The 19,532-nt window shown below is 60.3% G+C and carries 18 protein-coding genes; 7 read left to right on the top strand and 11 right to left on the bottom strand.

All coding sequences use genetic code 11. From position 1 onward, the window contains the following. Positions 1-205 precede the first annotated feature (205 nt). The 8 genes from pdxJ to lptF form a co-directional block, all read right to left on the bottom strand. Complete coding sequence (gene pdxJ, locus BFW87_RS16985; protein ID WP_078740908.1) at positions 206-949, bottom strand: pyridoxine 5'-phosphate synthase; 744 nt, start codon at positions 947-949, stop codon at positions 206-208. Between the two features lie 51 nt (positions 950-1,000). Next, complete coding sequence (gene recO / locus BFW87_RS16980) at positions 1,001-1,690, bottom strand: DNA repair protein RecO (protein ID WP_078740907.1); 690 nt, start codon at positions 1,688-1,690, stop codon at positions 1,001-1,003. Between the two features lie 216 nt (positions 1,691-1,906). Beyond that, complete coding sequence (gene era / locus BFW87_RS16975; RefSeq protein ID WP_038851274.1) at positions 1,907-2,809, bottom strand: GTPase Era; 903 nt, start codon at positions 2,807-2,809, stop codon at positions 1,907-1,909. Next, positions 2,802-3,491 (bottom strand): ribonuclease III, encoded by a 690-nt coding sequence (gene rnc, locus BFW87_RS16970; protein WP_017136295.1) that lies wholly within the window; start codon positions 3,489-3,491, stop codon positions 2,802-2,804. The genes era and rnc overlap by 8 nt, the downstream gene beginning before the upstream one ends. 152 nt (positions 3,492-3,643) lie before the next feature. Beyond that, positions 3,644-4,498, bottom strand: a complete 855-nt coding sequence (lepB, locus tag BFW87_RS16965; RefSeq protein WP_078740906.1) for a signal peptidase I — start codon at positions 4,496-4,498, stop codon at positions 3,644-3,646. A 5-nt stretch (positions 4,499-4,503) separates the two neighbouring features. Next, positions 4,504-6,303 (bottom strand): translation elongation factor 4, encoded by a 1,800-nt coding sequence (gene lepA, locus BFW87_RS16960; protein WP_049709830.1) that lies wholly within the window; start codon positions 6,301-6,303, stop codon positions 4,504-4,506. 151 nt (positions 6,304-6,454) lie between these two features. Next, positions 6,455-7,534, bottom strand: a complete 1,080-nt coding sequence (lptG, locus tag BFW87_RS16955) for an LPS export ABC transporter permease LptG (RefSeq protein ID WP_078740905.1) — start codon at positions 7,532-7,534, stop codon at positions 6,455-6,457. Then, the gene (gene lptF / locus BFW87_RS16950; RefSeq protein WP_078740904.1) at positions 7,527-8,645 is read right to left on the bottom strand and encodes an LPS export ABC transporter permease LptF; all 1,119 of its coding nucleotides are present in this window, start codon (positions 8,643-8,645) and stop codon (positions 7,527-7,529) included. Before lptF ends, lptG begins: the two co-directional genes overlap by 8 nt. Positions 8,646-8,929: 284 nt before the next feature. Here lptF and BFW87_RS16945 point away from each other — a divergent pair, with 284 nt between their 5' ends. The 5 genes from BFW87_RS16945 to rlmF all read left to right on the top strand — a co-directional run bounded on the left by BFW87_RS16945 (position 8,930) and on the right by rlmF (position 15,624). Beyond that, a complete protein-coding gene (locus tag BFW87_RS16945; protein WP_078740903.1) occupies positions 8,930-10,420 on the top strand; it encodes a leucyl aminopeptidase in 1,491 nt (496 codons plus the stop codon). 51 nt (positions 10,421-10,471) lie between these two features. Continuing rightward, positions 10,472-10,900 carry a DNA polymerase III subunit chi gene (locus BFW87_RS16940; RefSeq protein WP_078740902.1) on the top strand — a complete coding sequence of 143 codons (429 nt, stop codon included), beginning with the start codon at positions 10,472-10,474 and terminating at the stop codon, positions 10,898-10,900. A gap of 7 nt (positions 10,901-10,907) precedes the next feature. After that, positions 10,908-11,291 carry a DNA polymerase III subunit chi gene (locus tag BFW87_RS16935; protein WP_078740901.1) on the top strand — a complete coding sequence of 128 codons (384 nt, stop codon included), beginning with the start codon at positions 10,908-10,910 and terminating at the stop codon, positions 11,289-11,291. Positions 11,292-11,502: 211 nt separating this feature from the next. Beyond that, positions 11,503-14,349, top strand: coding sequence for a valine--tRNA ligase (locus BFW87_RS16930; RefSeq protein ID WP_078740900.1), 2,847 nt, complete (start codon positions 11,503-11,505; stop codon positions 14,347-14,349). A gap of 255 nt (positions 14,350-14,604) precedes the next feature. Beyond that, complete coding sequence (rlmF, locus tag BFW87_RS16920) at positions 14,605-15,624, top strand: 23S rRNA (adenine(1618)-N(6))-methyltransferase RlmF (RefSeq protein WP_078740898.1); 1,020 nt, start codon at positions 14,605-14,607, stop codon at positions 15,622-15,624. 194 nt (positions 15,625-15,818) lie between these two features. Here the strand turns inward: rlmF and BFW87_RS16915 are convergent, their stop codons facing one another. After that, positions 15,819-16,100, bottom strand: coding sequence for an HU family DNA-binding protein (locus BFW87_RS16915; RefSeq protein WP_003212743.1), 282 nt, complete (start codon positions 16,098-16,100; stop codon positions 15,819-15,821). A 396-nt stretch (positions 16,101-16,496) separates the two neighbouring features. On the opposite strand from BFW87_RS16915, the gene yejK reads away from it, so the two are divergent. Beyond that, entirely contained in the window at positions 16,497-17,501 is a 1,005-nt protein-coding gene (yejK, locus tag BFW87_RS16910; protein WP_071486125.1) for a nucleoid-associated protein YejK, read from the top strand. Continuing rightward, positions 17,501-17,851: a glutaredoxin family protein gene (locus BFW87_RS16905; RefSeq protein ID WP_078740897.1), complete on the top strand. Its 351-nt coding sequence runs from the start codon at positions 17,501-17,503 to the stop codon at positions 17,849-17,851. Before yejK ends, BFW87_RS16905 begins: the two co-directional genes overlap by 1 nt. Before the next feature lie 122 nt (positions 17,852-17,973). Here the strand turns inward: BFW87_RS16905 and BFW87_RS16900 are convergent, their stop codons facing one another. Both BFW87_RS16900 and BFW87_RS16895 read right to left on the bottom strand, forming a co-directional pair. After that, positions 17,974-18,951, bottom strand: a complete 978-nt coding sequence (locus BFW87_RS16900; RefSeq protein ID WP_078740896.1) for a FecR family protein — start codon at positions 18,949-18,951, stop codon at positions 17,974-17,976. Then, positions 18,948-19,526: an RNA polymerase sigma factor gene (locus BFW87_RS16895; protein WP_078740895.1), complete on the bottom strand. Its 579-nt coding sequence runs from the start codon at positions 19,524-19,526 to the stop codon at positions 18,948-18,950. Before BFW87_RS16895 ends, BFW87_RS16900 begins: the two co-directional genes overlap by 4 nt. Positions 19,527-19,532 lie beyond the last annotated feature (6 nt).

Raw genomic sequence — 19,532 nt, 5'->3', positions numbered from 1 at the left:
CAAAGGGCAGATACGATACACCTGCACCGGCTAAACAGTAAGGCTTCGCATTGCCGCATGCCGAATTCACTGCATACTCATGTGGGAGCTGGCTTGCCTGCGATGGCGGTGGGTCAGCCAATACATGTGCTGACTGATTCACCGTCATCGCAGGCAAGCCAGCTCCCACATTTTTGATCTTCAGTGTGTTTGAAACAGTGCTCGCTTAGGGTTTGGCGGCGGCCAGAATCAGGGCTTTCATCTCGGCAACCGCGCCTTTGAAACCGACGAACAGCGCGTGCGCCACCAGCGCATGGCCGATGTTCAGTTCGTTGATGCCCTTGATCGCGGCCACGGCTTCGACGTTGTGGTAGTGCAGGCCATGACCGGCGTTGACGATCAGGCCCTCTTTGAGACCGCAGCTCACACCGTCAATGATGCGTTGCAGCTCATCGGCGACTTCGGTTGGGGTGGTGGCATCGGCGTAACGGCCCGTGTGCAGTTCGATGGCGGGTGCGCCGACGCGACGCGAGGCTTCGATCTGGCGCTCATCGGCGTCGATGAACAGTGAGACTTCGCTGCCGATTGCGGACAGGCGCTCCACCGCAGCCTTGATCCGCGCTTCCTGGCCAGCCACATCGAGGCCGCCTTCGGTAGTGAGTTCCTGGCGAGTCTCTGGCACCAGGCAGATGTGCGCCGGGCGGATGCGTTCAGCGAACTGCATCATTTCTTCGGTCACGCCCATTTCGAAATTCATGCGGGTTTGCAGCACATCCTTGAGCACAAGTACGTCGCGCTCCTGGATGTGACGGCGGTCTTCGCGCAGGTGCACGGTGATGCCGTCGGCGCCCGCTTCTTCGGCGTCCAGCGCGGCCTTGACCGGGTCAGGGTAACGGGTGCCCCGGGCCTGGCGCAGGGTAGCGACGTGGTCGATGTTGACGCCAAGAAGAATGCGATTGCTGGTGGTCACGGAAGCGCTCCTGAAAAGGGAAAGAAACGCCGCACAGCATACACGGGGTTGTCAGGGCTTTCGAAACAACTCGCGACTGACCAGTGGCCGTCCGCCCAAGTGCACAGCCAGCGCCTGACGCATCAGACGTTTGGCGGCGGACAATGCGCCCGGCGCGCTCCAGTCGGCTTCGCTCATGGCCAACAGCTCGGTGCCCTGAAACAGGCCCGGTTGCAGCAGGTACACGCGCTCAAGGCCGGCGTCGACTTGCAGGCGGTACATGCCGTCGGCGGCAATGGGGTCACCGTGCAGGTCGTTGGCCAGTTCGAAGCCGTAGCCCAGGTCGTCGAGCAGGCGCCATTCGAACGCGCGCAACAGCGGCTCCAGCGGTCGGCCTTCGGCCAGGGCCAACAAGGTGGCGGCGTAATGATCAAAGACGCCCGGGTGTGGGTCTTCGGCAGGAAGCAAGCGAATCAGCAATTCATTGAGGTAGAGGCCGCTGAACAAGGCCTCACCGTTCAGCCAAGGGGAGATGCCGACGCTTTCCAGACGGCCGACGTTTTTCAACTCACCCTTGCCCCGAAACTCCACGTCCAGCGCCACGAAAGGCCGGGCCTGAGTACCCGCCTTGCCTCGCGCACTGCGCAAGACTGCGCGCAGGCGGCCTTGGGGCGTGATGAAGTCCACCAGGGCGCTGGTCTCGCGGTAGGCGCGGCTGTGCAGGACGTACGCGAGTTGGCTGGTGGGTTGGGATTGGGACATGAGACGGGGAATCTCTGAAGAGCAATCAATGTGCTGAGTGAACACTCACTGTGGCGAGCAGGCTTGCCCTGCGTTGGGCTGCAGAGCAGCCCCATAAGATCAACCCGGTTCTACGGACAGACCTCAGTGGCAAGTTTTGGGGCCGCTTCGCAGCCCAACGCAGGGCAAGCCTGCTCGCCACAGCAAGCCCGCCCACATTTTAGTCCAGCGGTGTTATTACAAGTCGCCGTAGCCCAGGGAACGCAATGCGCGTTCGTCGTCGGACCAACCACCCTTCACCTTCACCCACAGGTTAAGCATGATCTTGGAATCGAACAACAACTCCATGTCCTTGCGCGCTTCGGTGCCGATGCGCTTGATACGCTCGCCCTTGTCGCCAATGATGATTTTCTTCTGGCCGTCACGTTCGACAAGGATCAATGCATGAATATGCAGGGTTTTGCCCTGCTGCTTGAACTCTTCGATTTCGACGGTGATCTGGTACGGCAGCTCAGCACCCATCTGGCGCATGATTTTCTCGCGCACCAGTTCGGCAGCAAGGAAGCGGCTGCTGCGGTCAGTGATCTGGTCTTCCGGGAAGAAGTGCTCGTTCTCCGGCAGATGCTCGGCAATCACGCGTTCCAGGGCTTCAAGGTTGTGACCGTGCTGGGCCGAGATCGGGATGATCTGGGCGTTCGGCAGTTGTTCCTGCAGCCAGCTCAGGTGCGGCATCAGCTCGGCTTTGTCTTCGATGCGGTCGGTCTTGTTCAGCGCGACGATCAAAGGGCCGGTGACGTACTGCACACGCTCGAGAACCATCTGGTCTTCGTCGGTCCACTTGGTGCGGTCGACCACGAAGATCACCACGTCGACGTCTTTCAACGCCGCCGAAGCGGTTTTGTTCATGTAACGGTTAAGCGCTTTCTCGCCGCCTTTGTGCATGCCCGGGGTGTCGACGTAGACCGCTTGCACGGTGCCTTCGGTCTTGATGCCCAGCATGTTGTGGCGAGTGGTCTGCGGCTTGCGCGAGGTGATCGCGAGTTTCTGGCCGAGGATGTGGTTCAGCAGCGTGGACTTGCCCACGTTCGGGCGGCCGACGATGGCAACATAGCCACAGCGTGTTGCGGTTGAATCAGTCATGGCCATTCTCCACGCCCAGGGCAATCAGTGCTGCAGCGGCCGCTACCTGTTCGGCAATACGACGGCTCACACCCTGACCTCGGCTTTTTTCATTCAATAAGGTGATTTCACATTCCACGAAGAACACGCGGCAATGAGGCTCACCCTGGATATCCACCACTTCGTAGCGTGGCAGTTCGCAACCGCGGGACTGCAGGTATTCCTGCAGGCGGGTCTTGGGATCTTTGTTGGTGTCGACCAGCGTCAGGCTTTCAATCTCCGACGCCAACCAGGCGACCACGCGCTCCTTGGCCGTCTCCATACCTGCATCGAGGTAGATCGCACCGATCAAGGCTTCCAGGGCATCGGCCAGGATCGACTCGCGACGGAAACCGCCGCTTTTCAGCTCACCGGAACCCAACCGCAGGTACTCGCCCAGGCCGAAACCACGGGCCAGCACGGCCAGGGTCTCGCCTTTTACCAGGCGCGCACGCAAGCGTGACAGCTGGCCTTCGCGCGCTTGCGGGAAACGCTCGAACAGCGCCTCACCGGCCGCGAAGTTAAGGATGGCATCACCGAGGAATTCCAGGCGTTCGTTGTTACGCCCTGCAAAGCTGCGGTGTGTGAGGGCAAGGACCATCAATTCCTGGTCCTTGAAGGTGTAGCCGAGCTGGCGCTCGAGACGGCTTAGAGAAACGCTCACGGTTTACCCATATCTGTGTGGTGGCACCGGCGGCCATCGACGATTGACGCAGTGTTCAAATTCAAATCCTGATTGATGCAGCAAGGGGCCGGGCCAATGATTGTCCCCACCCCAGAAAAGCATTCGGCGCTGTGTTCACAGCGCCGCCTGTATTACTTGATCAGCCCGACCCGCGAGAAGTTCGGCAGGTGGCTGAGTTTGGGTTCCGGCCAGCTCATCCAGACCGCGAAGGCCTTGCCGACGATATTCTCGTCGGGAACCATGCCCAGCAGGTCCTTGGGAATATTGGGGTCATCCCAGTAACGGCTGTCGTTGGAGTTGTCCCGGTTGTCGCCCATCATGAAGTAGTGCCCGGCAGGCACTTTCCATTCGCCATCCGGCATTGCACGGTAGCGACTCATTTCCTTGCGGATTTCGTGCTCTACCGTGCCGAGTTTCTCCTGGTACAGCTCGGCGCTGCCCAGGGTGTTCGGCTCGGTGCCGAGCAGTTTCTCGGCCACCGACTCACCGTTGACGAACAGACGCTTGTCGCTGGTGTAGCGAATCACGTCACCCGGCAGGCCCACTACACGCTTGATGTAGTTGACGTTCGGGTCGCTCGGGTAGCGAAACACCATGACGTCGCCGCGCTGCGGGTCACCGACCGGGATGACTTTCTTGTCGAGCACCGGCAGGCGAATCCCGTAGGAAAACTTGTTCACCAGGATGAAGTCGCCCACGTCCAGGGTAGGTTTCATCGAGCCCGAAGGGATCTGAAACGGTTCCACCAGGAACGAACGCAGCACCAGCACGATGAACAACACCGGGAAGAACGACTTGCCGTATTCAACCAGCAGAGGCTCTTTGTTCAGCTTCTCGACGACCACCGCATCGGGCTGGCTGACGCTGCCCTGATAGGAGGCGATAGCCGCCCGCCGACGCGGGGCGAAGAACACCAGATCAAGCAACGCCAGGAGGCCGCAAACGGCGACAGCGATGACCAGCAACAGCGGGAAATTTAGTGACATAGGACCTAACTATCCAACCTGAGCACCGCAAGGAAGGCTTCTTGTGGAATTTCCACGTTGCCCACTTGCTTCATGCGTTTTTTACCGGCCTTTTGCTTCTCAAGCAGCTTGCGCTTACGGCTTACGTCACCGCCGTAGCATTTGGCCAGTACGTTCTTTCTGAGTGCCTTGACGGAGGTCCGTGCAATGATCTGCCCGCCAATGGCGGCCTGGATCGCGACGTCGAACATCTGGCGCGGAATCAGTTCTTTCATCTTTTCGGTCAACTGCCGACCTTTGTAGTGCGCGTTGTCCTTGTGCACGATCAGTGCGAGTGCATCTACCTTGTCGCCGTTGATCAGCACATCCAGTTTCACCAGATTAGCCGATTGGTAACGATCGAAATGGTAATCCAGCGAAGCATAGCCGCGACTGGTGGACTTGAGACGGTCGAAGAAGTCCAGGACCACTTCGTTCATCGGCAAATCGTAGGTCACTTGCACCTGGGTACCGAGGAACAACATGTCGTGCTGCACGCCACGTTTTTCGATACACAGGGTAATCACGTTGCCCAAGTGCTCTTGCGGAACCAGGATATTGGCCCGCACGATCGGCTCGCGCATGTCTTCGATGGAGGACAGATCCGGAAGCTTGGACGGGTTGTCGACGTAAATCGTTTCACCGGTTTTCAGCAACAGTTCAAAAATAACCGTTGGCGCGGTGGTGATCAGGTCCAGGTCGTATTCGCGCTCGAGGCGCTCCTGGATGATCTCCATGTGCAGCATGCCGAGGAAGCCGCAACGGAAGCCGAAGCCCAGGGCGTCGGAGCTTTCCGGGGTGTACTGCAACGACGAGTCGTTCAGGGTCAGCTTTTGCAGGGCTTCGCGGAAATCTTCGAAGTCGTCGGAGCTGACCGGAAACAGGCCGGCGTAGACCTGCGGCTGGATGCGTTTGAAGCCCGGCAGCACGTCAACGTCAGGGGTGGAGCTCAAGGTCAGGGTGTCACCGACCGGTGCACCGTGAATGTCCTTGATACCGGCAATGATGAAGCCTACTTCACCGGCTTTCAGATCAACGGTTGCCGTGTGTTTCGGGTTGAATACACCGACGCTGTCCACCAGGTGGATCTTGCCGGTGGATTTGACCAGGATCTTGTCGCCCTTCTTCACACGGCCATGGCGCACGCGGACCAGGGAAACAACGCCCAGGTAGTTGTCGAACCAGGAGTCGATGATCAACGCTTGCAGCGGATCTTCGTAGTTGCCGGTGGGTGCAGGGATGGTCTTGACCAGGCGCTCGAGCACTTCGTCGACGCCCAGGCCGGTCTTGGCGCTGCACTCGACGGCGTCGGTGGCGTCAATGCCGATGATTTTTTCGATTTCTTCTTTGACGCGGTCAGGATCAGCCTGTGGCAGGTCGATCTTGTTCAATACCGGCATGACCTCAAGGCCCTGCTCGATCGCGGTGTAGCAGTTGGCGACGGACTGGGCTTCAACGCCCTGGCCGGCATCCACTACCAGCAGCGCGCCTTCACAGGCGGCCAGCGAGCGGCTGACTTCGTAGGTGAAGTCAACGTGGCCGGGGGTGTCAATGAAGTTCAGTTGGTACTTGATACCGTCTTTCGCGGTGTAGTACAGGGTAACGCTGTGGGCCTTGATGGTGATCCCGCGCTCGCGTTCGAGGTCCATGGAATCCAGGACCTGGGCTTCCATTTCACGCTCGGCAAGGCCGCCGCACATCTGGATGAATCGATCGGCCAGCGTCGACTTACCATGGTCAATGTGGGCGATGATGGAGAAATTGCGGATATGACTCAAATCACTCACGGATCAACACTCAAAAAGGCTGCAGGCAGATTGCCCGCTGAAAAATAGCCGGGAATTGTACCTGATGCTCAGGCCGGACGTCATCTTTGCTGACCAGAACAAAAATGCCCCGATCTCTCGAACGGGGCATTTTTTGATCATAAGCGCGGGCTCAACCGGCTCGGCGCAACAGCCAGAACCCGGCTACGGCGCAGATCGCGGTCGGTACCAGCACCGCAAACAGCGGCGAGAACCCAAACACCAGGCTCGATGGCCCGAGCAGGTCCTGGGCGATACGGAAGGTAAAGCCCACCAGCACGCCGGTAAACACACGCTGCCCCAGGGTCACGGAGCGCAGCGGGCCGAAGATGAACGAAATCGCCATCAACACCAGCGCAGCGGTGACCACCGGCTGCAACACCTTGACCCAAAATGCCAGCCAGTAACGGCCGTTGTTCAGGCCCTGATCCTTGAGGTAGTGGATATAGCTCCACAACCCGGAGATCGGCAGGCTTTCCGGGATCATGACCACGGTATTGAGCAGTTCCGGCTTCAGCGCGATGTCCCATGCCTCGGTCGGCACGTTGATCACTTCGGTATAGGCCTTGGTGCCCTGCCCGACATTGCGGAAATAGGTCGTGGTGACATCGCTCAGCGCCCATTTCTCGGCGCTGTACTGCGCGCGCTTGGCGAAGCTGGAGGTCAACATGTGGCGCTCTTTGTCGAACGTGTAGCGCGTCACGCCGATCAACAGGCCGCCTGGCTGCACGGCGTTGATGTGGATGAATTCATCCCCCTGGCGGTGCCACAGGCCGTGTTTGGCGCTTTGAGCATCGCCTGAGCCCTGCGCCAGGGCACGATTGGCCTGGGCAGTGGCTTCGGACGGTGGCGCTACGTATTCGCCGATCAGCACGCTGCAGGCCATCAGCAACAACATGGGCTTCATGACCGCCCAGACAATACGGCCGATGGAAACCCCCGCCGCCCGCATAATGGTCAGTTCGCTGCTGCTTGCCAGGCTGCCCAAACCGATCAGGCAACCGATCAGCGCGGCCATTGGCATCATGTCGTAGAGGCGACGCGGCGCGGTCAGCGCGACAAAACTCAGTACGTCAGTGACGGTGTAGGTGTCGGTGACGTTGCCCACTTCATCGATGAAGGCGAACAACGAGGCCAGGCCAAGGATGATGCCCAATACCGCCAAAATGGCGATCAGTACGCTGCTACCAATGTAGCGATCGAGCTTAGCCACGAGCCAACTCCTTCTGGCCACGACGGCTCTTCATTTTCAAACGTATGGGTTCCCAGTAGAGCAGCCCCAGGCCGATCGTCAGGAAGATGCCATGCACCCACCACAGGCCCAGAACCGGCGATATCTTGCCTTTCTCGAGGGAGCCGCGAGCGGAAATCAGAATGGTCAGGTAGGCCATGTACAGCAGGATCGCGGGCAACAGCTTGAGGAAACGGCCCTGACGCGGGTTCACACGCGACAGCGGCACCGCCATCAAGGTCACGATGAACACCAGCAGCGGCAGGGAAATACGCCATTGCAGCTCGGCGATGGAGCGCAGTTCCTGGCTGCCGAACAGCGATGCGGTCGGGAGCGCATCGCGGTCAGTGACTTCTTCGCTGATCTCGGGTTTGGCGAGCATTACGCCATAAGTGTCGTACTTGATCGCCCGGTAGTCCGCGAGCCCGGGGCTGCCGTCGTAACGGTAGCCATTTTCCAGGACCAGATAACGGCTGCCGTCAGGGCGAACTTCCTGGCGCCCGCTGTTGGCCACCAGAATCGAAATGCCGCGATCTTTCTGGTTCTGGCCCAGATTCTTCTGGGAAATGAACACACCGCCCAGGTCGGAGCGATCATCGGTCATGGTTTCGGTGTAGGTCACCCGGGTGCCGTCGTTGAGCGCCTGAAAGCGCCCCGGCTCCAGGGTGTCGAACTCCGTCATCGCGTCCTGCTTGTTCAGCAGCAACTGGAATTGCATCGCGCCCTGGGGCGCCAGGCTCATGCTCAACCAGGCGACCAACAGGGCAACGCCAGCGGCCGGCACCATGGTCATGGCCAGCAGACGCTGTTGGCTCATGCCGGTGGCGGAGAGCACGGTCATTTCACTTTCAAGGTACAACCGGCCATAAGCCAGCAAAATGCCGAGAAACAGGCCAAGTGGCAGGATCAACTGCAGGAAACCCGGCAGACGAAAGCCCATGATCAGGAACAGCGAGCCCGGATCCAGGGCGCCCGAGGCGGCCTGGGCAAGGAATTTGACGAAACGACCACTCATGGTGATGACCAGCAATACCGCACTCACGGCACTCAGGGTCAACAGGACTTCGCGGGACAGATAACGGAAGACAATCAAACCAGACACTCCAGGGTTGTCAGGCTAGGGCGGCCAAACAAGCAAGCATACCGAGTCGACCCGTTTACACGGGTCGGCTAAAAAGATGGCGCATTATCCTGTGATTGACCGCGCCTGTCACGGTGCTTGCTCATGCGCATGCACAAAGCATGCGGCAAGGGTTGTCAGGCTTTGCTTGCGAGGTTCAAACTGCGGCCTTTGTCGCGGGCGGTTTACAGAGCTGCCCTGGCTTCAAAGCCGGAGTACAGACTCCTGGCTCACAGACCTTTATAAGGGACCCGAAAATGGAATTGGTTGTAAAAAGCGTTAGCCCGGAAACGTTGAAAACCGCCACCCTCGTGGTCGCTGTCGGCGAAGGCCGCAAGCTCGGCGTCGCCGCCAGGCAACTGGATGAACTGAGCGGTGGCGCCATCAGCGCGATCCTCAAACGCGGCGACCTGTCCGGTAAAGTCGGCCAGAGCCTGCTCCTGCAAAGCCTGCCGAACCTCAAAGCCGACCGCGTATTGCTGGTGGGCGTGGGCAAGGACGCCGAACTCGGCGACCGCCCGTTCCGCAAGATCATCAGCGGCATCCTCAACACCCTGAAAGGCCTGGGCGGCGCCGATGCGGCACTGGCGTTGGATGAAGTCGTTGTAAAAGGCCGTGACAGCTACGGCAAGACCCGCCTGCTGGCTGAAAGCCTGGTAGACGGCGGCTACATCTTCGACCAGTTCAAGAGCACCAAGGCCGAACCCCGCGCCCTGAAGAAAATCACCCTGCTGACCATCAAGGCAGCACAGGCTGAAGTCGAACGCGCCGTGACGCACGCAACGGCCATCGCCAACGGCATGTCGTTCACCCGTGACCTGGGCAACCTGCCGCCGAACATCTGCCACCCGACGTACCTGGGCGAACAAGCCAAGGCATTGGGCAAAGAGTTCAAGGGTCTGAAAGTCGAAGTGCTGGACGAGAAAAAGATCAAGGAACTGGGCATGGGCTCGTTCTATGCCGTGGGCCAGGGCAGCGACCAGCCACCCCGCCTGATCGTGATGCAATACAACGGCGGCAAGAAGTCCGAGAAGCCTTACGCCCTGGTCGGCAAAGGCATCACTTTCGACACCGGCGGCATCAGCCTCAAGCCGGGCCTGGGCATGGACGAGATGAAGTACGACATGGGCGGCGCCGCCAGCGTGTTCGGTACCCTGCGTGCCGTGCTGGAACTCAAGCTGCCGATCAACCTGGTGTGCATCCTGGCTTGCGCCGAGAACATGCCAAGTGGCGGCGCGACCCGTCCGGGCGACATCGTCACCACCCTCAGCGGCCAGACCGTTGAAATCCTCAACACTGACGCCGAAGGCCGTCTGGTGCTGTGCGATGCCCTGACCTACGCCGAGCGCTTCAAGCCGCAAGCCGTGATCGACATCGCCACCCTGACCGGTGCCTGCGTGGTTGCCCTGGGCGCCCACACGTCGGGTCTGCTGGGTAACAACGATGAGCTGATCGAGCAACTGCTCAGCGCCGGCAAGGCCGCTGACGACCGCGCCTGGCAACTGCCGCTGTTCGACGAGTACCAAGAACAACTGGACAGCCCGTTCGCCGACATCGCCAACATCGGTGGCCCGAAAGCCGGCACCATTACCGCGGCCTGCTTCCTGTCGCGTTTCGCCAAAAACTTCAACTGGGCGCACCTGGACATCGCCGGCACGGCCTGGACCAGCGGCGGCAAGGACAAGGGCGCAACCGGCCGCCCGGTTCCCCTGCTGACCCAGTACCTGCTGGACCGCGCCAAAGCCTGAAACTGATGACGCCGGGGTGGCCCTCTCGCCGCCCCGGTCTCAGGAACCGCAATGACCCAAGTCGACTTCTATATCTTGCCCAGCGCCGACCCGCTCGCGCGCCTGGACTTTGCCTGCAAACTCACCGAAAAAGCCTGGCGCATGGGCCACCGCATCTACCTGCATTGCAGCGATGCCGCCCAACGCGATGAGCTGGACGCCCGCCTCTGGCGCTTCAAGGGCGAAAGTTTCGTGCCGCACGGCCCGGCGGAAGTGGAACCCGAAGGCCTGGTAGTACTGGGTTTGGGCGACAGTTGCGGCGATCACACTGACCTGCTGGTCAACCTCGACCTGAAAGTACCGGTTTTTGCCAAGGCCTTTGCCCGCGTGGCGGAAGTGGTGGTGGAAGACCCGGCTATTCGTCAGGCCGCGCGGGAGAGTTTCCGTTTCTACCGCGAACAGGGCTATCCTCTGCAAGATCACCGGCTTCAACGACTTTGAGTACACGATGGACACGCCCAACCCTCTAAAAAAAGACGACCACCTGCTGGACGACCTGGAGTCGATCCGCCAGTTGCTCGGTGATGATGATGTACAAGCGCCGCTGCTGACCGACGCCGTCGACGGCGAGGTCCAGATTCCGCTGTTGTTCGACATGGTCGGTGGCAAGCCTGCTGCGCCGGTGCCTGCCGCACCCGCTGTAGAACCCGCGCCCGTCGCGGCTGAAAAAGCGCCTGACGCTTTGCTGCTGCACCTGGACAACGAACTGCGCGCCGCTGCTCAATTGATCATGCAAGACGTGATCGACGATTTTGCCCCGCATATCGAGGCCGAGATCAAACGGCGAATGGATGCGCGGATGGAGCGGTTGCTTAGCCAGTACCAATCCTGAGCCTTGCCAAAATCCCCTGTGGGAGCTGGCTTGCCTGCGATAGCGGTGTACCAGTTGCAGAAGATGCTGACTTGAAAACCGCCATCGCAGGCAAGCCAGCTCCCACATCGTTTTGCGTCAGCCTTAGCCCGTCTTCAACTCGCCCTGCGCCTTATCCCCCGTTATACTTGTCGGCTTTCCTGAATAAATGCCAACTAGGGTCCCGCCGCGCATGGATAAGACCTACCAGCCGCACGCTATCGAAACTTCCTGGTACCAGACCTGGGAATCCGAGAATTATTTCGCCCCGCAAGGCGCGGGCGATGCCTACACCATCATGATTCCGCCACCGAACGTCACTGGCAGCCTGCACATGGGCCATGGCTTCAACAATGCAATCATGGATGCGTTGATCCGTTTCCGCCGCATGCAGGGCCGCAACACCCTGTGGCAACCGGGCACCGACCACGCCGGTATCGCCACCCAGATGCTGGTGGAACGCCAGCTGGAAGCCACCGGCCAGAACCGGCACGACCTCGGTCGCGAAAAATTCCTGGAAAAGATCTGGGAATGGAAAGACCAGTCCGGCGGCAATATCAGCCGTCAGATCCGTCGCCTGGGTTCGTCCGTCGACTGGAGCCGCGAGCGCTTCACCATGGACGACGGCCTGTCCGAAGCCGTAAAAGAAGCGTTTGTGCGCCTGCACGAAGACGGCTTGATCTACCGCGGCAAGCGCCTGGTCAATTGGGACACCAAACTGCACACGGCGATTTCCGACCTTGAAGTGGAAAACCACGACGAGAAAGGCTTCCTGTGGAACCTCAAGTACCCGCTGGCCGACGGCGCCAAGACCGCTGAAGGCAACGACTACCTGATCGTCGCCACCACCCGTCCGGAAACCATGCTCGGCGACGCCGCCGTGGCCGTAAACCCGGAAGACGAGCGCTACAAGGCATTGATCGGCAAATTCGTCGAACTGCCTTTGGTCGGCCGTCGCATCCCGATTATCGCGGACGACTACTGCGACCCTGAATTCGGCACCGGCTGCGTGAAAATCACCCCGGCTCACGATTTCAACGACTATGAAGTCGGCAAACGTCACAACCTGCCGCTGCTGAACATCTTCGACAAAAACGCCGCCGTGCTGCCAGCCTGCCAGGTGTTTAACCTGGATGGCACGCTGAACGAGAGCATCGACGGCAAGATCCCGGCTGAGTTCGCCGGCCTCGACCGTTTTGAAGCGCGCAAGCAGATCGTTGCCGCCTTCGACGCTGCCGGTTTGTTGGTGAGCGTTGACGATCACGGCCTGAAAGTGCCGAAGGGCGACCGTTCCGGCACCATCATCGAGCCTTGGCTGACCGACCAATGGTACGTGTCCACCAAGCCGCTGGCCGAGCCTGCGATTGCCGCCGTGGAAGATGGCCGCATCGCGTTCGTGCCAAAACAGTACGAAAACATGTACTTCTCGTGGATGCGTGACATCCAGGACTGGTGCATCAGCCGTCAACTGTGGTGGGGCCACCGCATTCCGGCCTGGTACGACGAGTCGGGCAAGGTCTACGTAGGCCGCGACGAAGCCGAAGTGCGTGCCAAGCACAACCTCGGCCCGGACGTGGCGCTGCAACAGGACAACGACGTACTGGACACCTGGTTCAGCTCGGGCCTGTGGACATTCTCCACACTCGGCTGGCCGCAACAGACCGAATTCCTGAAGAAATTCCACTCCACCGACGTGCTGGTGACCGGCTTCGACATCATTTTCTTCTGGGTTGCCCGGATGATCATGCTCACCATGCACTTGGTGAAGAACGAAGACGGCACGCCGCAAGTGCCGTTCAAGACCGTGTACGTGCACGGCCTGGTGCGCGATGGCCAGGGCCAGAAGATGTCCAAGTCCAAAGGCAACGTCCTGGACCCGCTGGACATTATCGACGGCATCGACCTGGAAACCCTGGTGCAGAAACGCACCTCGGGCCTGATGCAGCCGAAACTGGCCAAGAAGATCGAGAAGCAGACCCGCGACGAGTTCGCCGACGGCATCGCCAGCTACGGCACCGACGCCCTGCGTTTCACCTTCTGTTCGCTGGCATCTACCGGTCGCGACATCAAGTTCGACATGGGCCGCGTCGAAGGCTATCGCAACTTCTGCAACAAAATCTGGAACGCCGCGCGCTACGTGCTCGACAAAGGCGAAGACTGCGGCCAGAACGGCGAAGCCTACGAGCTGAGCCTGGCTGACCGCTGGATCATCTCGCAGCTGCAGCGCACTGAAGCTGAAGTGACCCGCCAACTCGACCAGTTCCGTTTCGACCTGGCCGCACAAGCCTTGTACGAGTTCATCTGGAACCAGTACTGCGACTGGTACCTGGAACTGTCCAAGCCTGTGCTGTGGGACGAAAACTCGCCGATCGAACGCCAGCGCGGCACCCGTCGCACGCTGGTGCGCGTATTGGAAGTGGCGTTGCGCCTGGCGCATCCGTTCATGCCGTTCATCACGGAAGAAATCTGGCAGCGCCTGGCGCCGCTGGCCGGTATCGAAGGCAAGACCATCATGCTGCAACCTTGGCCAGTGGCCAACGAAACGCGCATTGATGAGGCCGCCGAAAGCGATATCGAATGGCTCAAAACCCTGATGATGGGCACACGTAACATCCGTGCCGAGATGAACATCGGGCCAGGCAAGCCGTTGGCGGTGTTCGTGAAGAACGCCAGCGCCGAAGATCAGCGTCGTCTCACCGAGAACGATGCGCTGCTCAAGAAGCTGGCGAAGCTGGAGTCCATCACCGTGCTGGCCGCTGGCGCAGATGCGCCGCTGTCGGCGACCGCGCTGGTGGGCGAAATGGAAGTGCTGGTGCCGATGGCTGGCCTGATCGACAAGGGCGCTGAACTGGCCCGCCTCGACAAGGAAATTGCCCGCCTGCAAGGCGAAGTGCAGCGCGTGGGCGGCAAGTTGTCCAACGCCGCCTTCGTCGACAAGGCGCCGGCTGAAGTGATCGACAAGGAACGCGCCAAACTGGCCGAGGCCGAACAGGCCCTGGGCAAGCTGGCGGAGCAACATGCGCGGATTTCCAGCCTCTAAGCTGCAATCTGTGTAGAAAAGAGACCTTCGGGTCTCTTTTTTTGGCCGTGAAAACCCGATCAATGTGGGAGCTGGGCTTTTGTGGCGAGGGAGCTTGCTCCCGCTGGGCTGCGCAGCGGCCCCAAAAAACAGGAGCGCTGCGCACTCCAGCGGGAGCAAGCTCCCTCGCCACAACCAGCCAGCTCCCACATTTAAGCGAGTTGTGCTCAGGATGTGTGACAATGCCCACCACTTTGAGCCAACACCAGAATCATCATGACCGCCCCCAGCACGCCAAAACCTCCGCGCAAGAAGCCTAAAACCGCCACCCCGGCCAAGCCCGTGGTGCCGCGCAAGGAAGCTACCCTGCACCCGCGCAACCGTCACACGGGCCGTTACGACTTCCCGGCGCTGATCAAGACCACGCCGGAACTGGCGAAATTCGTGATCATCAACCCTTATGGCAAGGAAAGCATCGACTTCGCCAGCCCCGATGCGGTGCGGGTATTCAACCGGGCGTTGCTCAAGTCGTTCTATGGCATCCAGCATTGGGACATTCCGGCGGACTACCTGTGCCCGCCAGTGCCGGGGCGCGCGGACTACGTACACTTCCTCGCCGACCTGCTGGCCAGTACCAACGACGGCAAGATCCCGCGTGGCTCGATCGTCAAGGTGCTGGACATCGGCATGGGCGCCAACTGCGTCTACCCGCTGATTGGCTATATGGAGTACCGCTGGAACTTCCTCGGCTCGGAGGTCGACCCGATCGCCGTGGCCGCCGCCAAGGCCATCGTGCAGTCCAACGACCTGAGCAAGGTCATTCAACTGCGCCAGCAAACCAACCCCAAGCAGATCTTGCTGAGCTTGCTGGAGCCGGGTGAGCGTTTTGACCTGACCATGTGCAACCCGCCGTTCCACGCGTCCATGGACGAAGCCACCAAGGGCAGCGAGCGCAAGTGGCGGGCCTTGGGCCGGGCAGACCCGAAACGCAAGTTGCCGGTGCTGAACTTCGGTGGCCAATCGGCCGAATTGTGGTGCGAAGGCGGCGAAGCGCGGTTTGTAACGCAGTTGATCGCCGAGAGCGCGCATTTTGCCCACAAGGTGTTGTGGTTCAGCACCCTGGTGTCAAAAGCGTCGAACCTGCCCGCGATTGAGACAGCCCTGAAAAAAGCCGGCGTGCTGGAAAGCCAGGTGGTGGAGATGTCCCAGGGGCAGAAGCAAAGCCGTTTTGTCGCCTGGACGTTCCAGACCAAGAACGAACAGCAGATCTGGCGCCAGCGCTGGGTTCGCGACTAATCTGGAGCGAGCTTTTGTGGCGAGGGAGCTTGCTCCCGCTGGGCTGCGTAGCGGCCCCAAAAGCCGGCTCCAGCTTCGCTGTCGAACGGGAGCAAGCTCCCTCGCCACAGCAAGCTCCCTCGCCACAGTTCAAATCGCAGGCAACAAAAAACCGTGCCCGGATCGCTCCGAGGCACGGTTTTTTTTGCTGCGTCTTACTTGTTAACAGCGTCGGTCAGGCCTTTGGCCACAACCAGCTTGATAACTTTCTTGGCAGCGATTTCGATGGCAGCGCCAGTCGAAGGGTTACGGCCAGTACGGGCAGGACGCTCGGTCACTTTCAGTTTGCCAACGCCTGGCAGAGTGATTTCGCCGCCGTTTTCCAGCTGATCAGCAACGATCTGGCTCAGTTGGTCCAGCAGAGCGCGCACGGTGGTCTTCGGTGCGTCTACTGCTTCAGCCAGGTCAGCGATCAGTTGGTCTTTAGTAATAGCCATTGTGGTGTTCCTTCCCTATCAAATTCATATGGATTGCAGAGTGCAGTGTCAGCCGTCGAGCCCGACCATCATGGCCTGGCACCCCCGGCTATAACCACGGAGATCGGGGTTATAGATACTTGAATCGGGGATTGGTTCGACCTGACAGATGCTGAATGCACGCTTAACGCCGAGACTTGGCGTAAGACGGGGCAAAACTAGCACAGAGACGGGGAAATATCCGCTTCTACCTAGCCATTTGGTCAGCTTTATCGCTCTAAACCGTGAAAAAAAGGCATATAGGCCGTCGGAGGTCGCCCAAAACACCCTTCCAGGCGTGTCTTGGCCAACGGGTGCGGTACACTGGGCGACTTTTCGGGGAGGCCAACCGCTCCCCTTCAACCAGCCGAGAAGCCTATGCCGATCCGTCATTGCATCGTCCACCTGATCGACAAAAAACCCGACGGCACCCCTGCAGTTCTCCACGCCCGCGACTCGGAGCTGTCCGAATCCGCCGCCATCGAGAACATGCTTGCCGACCTCAACGAGAGCTATAACGCTAAACAGGGCAAGGCCTGGGGTTTCTTCCATGCCGAGTCCGGCGCGCACCCGTTCAGCGGCTGGTTGAAGGAGTATTTCGACGGCGGCCAGGACTTCACCACCTTCAGCCGCACTGCGGTGGAACATCTGCAGAAGCTGATGGAAGAATCCAACCTCTCCACCGGCGGCCACGTGCTGTTTGCCCACTACCAGCAAGGCATGACCGATTACCTGGCCATCGCCCTGCTGCACCACAGCGAAGGCGTGGCGGTGACCGACGAGCTGGACGTGACCCCATCGCGCCACCTGGACCTGGGCCAATTGCACCTGGCCGCGCGGGTCAATATCTCCGAGTGGCAGAACAACAAGCAGTCCAAGCAGTACATTTCGTTTATCAAAGGCAAGAATGGCAAGAAGGTCTCGGAATACTTCCGCGACTTTATCGGCTGCCAGGAAGGCGTCGACGGCCCGGGCGAAACTCGCACCCTGCTCAAGGCGTTCAGCGACTTCGTGGAAAGCGAAGACCTGCCGGACGAATCCGCCCGCGAAAAAACCAAAACCCTGGTGGACTACGCCAGCAGCCAGGCCAAGCTCGGCGAGCCGATGGGCCTGGAAGAACTCTCGGGGTTAATCGATGAAGATCGACCAAAAGCGTTCTACGACCATATCCGCAACAAGGACTACGGCCTGTCGCCTGAAATCCCGGCGGATAAACGCACCCTCAACCAGTTCCGCCGCTTCACCGGCCGCGCCGAAGGCCTGTCGATCAGCTTTGAAGCGCACCTGCTGGGCGACAAGATCGAGTACGACGAAGCTGCCGGCACCTTGATCATCAAGGGCCTGCCGACTCAACTGACCGACCAGCTCAAGCGCCGTAACTGATGCTCGGCGGCGTCCTCAAGAAAGTTCTGCTGGTGTTACTGGTCGTGGTGGTTTTCCAGAACTGGGGCAAGATCGAGCGGCTGTTCAACCCTTCGCAGGTGGTTTCAGAGCAGGTGCGCGCTTCGGCGCGCGTGACGCTTTACTCCACCGAGTGGTGCGGCTACTGCAAGCAGATCCGCCGTTTTTTGGACCAGAAAGGTATTCCGTACCAGGCGCTGGATATCGAGAAGGACGCCCAGGCGCGCAAGGCGTATGAGGCGCTGGGCGGCGGCGGGATTCCGTTTGTGGACGTGAACGGCACGTTGATCCGCGACTACAACCCCGATGCGATCATGGCCGCCCTGAAGTAACCCAAACCTTGTGGAATCGGGCTTGTGTGGGAGCTGGCTTGCCTGCGATGCTGACACCTCTGTGTGTCAGACATACCGCAGTGATGCTATCGCAGGCAAGCCAGCTCCCACATTCAGCACTCCTAACGCAACACAATCACCCGGCCAAGCACGCTGTGCTGTTCAAAACCGAGCACGGCTTGCAAGGCATTCAACACCGCCTGCGGGTCTTTGCTCGGAAAGCTGCCACTGACGCGCTTGGCGCCCATCTCGTCGTTCAGCACGAAGATTCGGCCAGGGTAGTAACGACCCAGATCCTTGACCACATCCGCCAGCGGCGCCTTGTAGTAATTGAGCCAGCCGTCGCGCCAAGCCAAACGTGATTCGCTGTCGACCGGGTGCAGGGTGTCGGCCACGCCTTCGGCATAGGCCACTTGCTGGCCTGCCGTCAGAATTTGCTGTTGGCCTATGTCGGACGGCGTCACGCCGACCCGACCAGACAACACAGTCACTTGAGCACCCGCCGGTTGCAGGCGCACCTCGAACTGAGTGCCCAGCACGCGCGCTTCACCGCTGCCCGCCTCCACCACGAAGGGCTGACCGGTGTGGGTCACGCTGAAAAAGCCTGCGCCGCGACGCAAGCGGATGTGCCGTTCGCCACGGCTGAAATCCACGTCGATGGCGCTGTCGGCATCCAGAGTGACGTGGGATTGATCAGCCAGGGTGACAGTTTTTATCTCGCCCGGCGCGGTCACGTAATCGGCGCCAAAATCATCAACCCATCGCGACGGTTGCCAACCCGCGCCCATCGACACCATCACCAGCAAGCACGCCGCCACGGCCAAAGCGCTGGACCAACGCCCCCTCCGCGAGCGCTTCGAGGTGTTCATCGCGTTGAGGTAACCCTGCAAGGCCAACGCCTCTTCATCCGCCAATGTGCGCGCCGGTACTTCGCTCAATTCCCACAACACCTGCGCCTGGGAATAAGCCTCGACGTGCGCAGGGTCTGCCCGTAGCCAATGGCTGAACCTGGCCTGATCACCACTGCTGGGACTGTCGTGCAGCAGGCTCAACCAGCCGAGTGCGGCCTGTTCCTGGGCGGGGGTTGGGGTGACGTTCACGATGCTTTCCCTGGCGTGCGTGGGGGCGATGGCTCGCGAAGGCTGGCTTTGCAGGCTTCGAGGGCACGCATCATATGTTTTTCCACGGCGCTTTGGGACAGGCCCATGGCCTTGGCGATTTCGGCGTACTTGCGCCCGTGAATGCGGTTGAGCAGGAAAATCTGCCGAGTGCGCGCCGGCAAGCTGCGCAAGGCCGCCTCGACATGCCTCAAATCATTGCCTGCTTCGAGCGCCGCCTGTGGTTCCGAGCTTTGGTTGTCTTGCTGCTCCGGCAACCAGCCTTCGCTGCTGCGCACCCGCGCGCCTTCGCTGCGCAAATGGTCGATGGCGATGTTGCCGGCGCAACGCAGCAAGTAGGTGCTCAGCTCTTCGACCTGCACCAGCGGCCGCCGCCAAAAGCGCAGGAACAGGTCCTGTACCAGGTCAGCCGCCGTGGCACGGCAACCCACGCGACGGCTGACCAGCGCCTCCATCTGCGAACGCTGGGACAAAAACACCTGCAGGAAATGCGCACGCCCGCCGGCCGCATCAGCGTGCGGGCGGTCCTGGGATTCCGGTGGGGTGCTGATCATCATAAAAAG

Origin of the sequence: Pseudomonas fluorescens, assembly GCF_002022275.1 — a bacterium.
Classification (GTDB): Bacteria; Pseudomonadota; Gammaproteobacteria; order Pseudomonadales; family Pseudomonadaceae; genus Aquipseudomonas; species Aquipseudomonas fluorescens_AJ.
This window is presented reverse-complemented; position numbering and strand designations above follow the sequence as displayed.

Coding starts and splice junctions, on each gene's coding strand:
- recO (WP_078740907.1), bottom strand. CDS start 1,690: ATGTCCCAATCCCAACCCACCAGCCAACTCGCGTACGTCCTGCACAGC.
- era (WP_038851274.1), bottom strand. CDS start 2,809: ATGACTGATTCAACCGCAACACGCTGTGGCTATGTTGCCATCGTCGGC.
- lepB (WP_078740906.1), bottom strand. CDS start 4,498: ATGTCACTAAATTTCCCGCTGTTGCTGGTCATCGCTGTCGCCGTTTGC.
- BFW87_RS16945 (WP_078740903.1), top strand. CDS start 8,930: ATGGAATTGGTTGTAAAAAGCGTTAGCCCGGAAACGTTGAAAACCGCC.
- BFW87_RS16940 (WP_078740902.1), top strand. CDS start 10,472: ATGACCCAAGTCGACTTCTATATCTTGCCCAGCGCCGACCCGCTCGCG.
- BFW87_RS16935 (WP_078740901.1), top strand. CDS start 10,908: ATGGACACGCCCAACCCTCTAAAAAAAGACGACCACCTGCTGGACGAC.
- BFW87_RS16930 (WP_078740900.1), top strand. CDS start 11,503: ATGGATAAGACCTACCAGCCGCACGCTATCGAAACTTCCTGGTACCAG.
- rlmF (WP_078740898.1), top strand. CDS start 14,605: ATGACCGCCCCCAGCACGCCAAAACCTCCGCGCAAGAAGCCTAAAACC.
- BFW87_RS16915 (WP_003212743.1), bottom strand. CDS start 16,100: ATGGCTATTACTAAAGACCAACTGATCGCTGACCTGGCTGAAGCAGTA.
- yejK (WP_071486125.1), top strand. CDS start 16,497: ATGCCGATCCGTCATTGCATCGTCCACCTGATCGACAAAAAACCCGAC.
- BFW87_RS16905 (WP_078740897.1), top strand. CDS start 17,501: ATGCTCGGCGGCGTCCTCAAGAAAGTTCTGCTGGTGTTACTGGTCGTG.
- BFW87_RS16895 (WP_078740895.1), bottom strand. CDS start 19,526: ATGATGATCAGCACCCCACCGGAATCCCAGGACCGCCCGCACGCTGAT.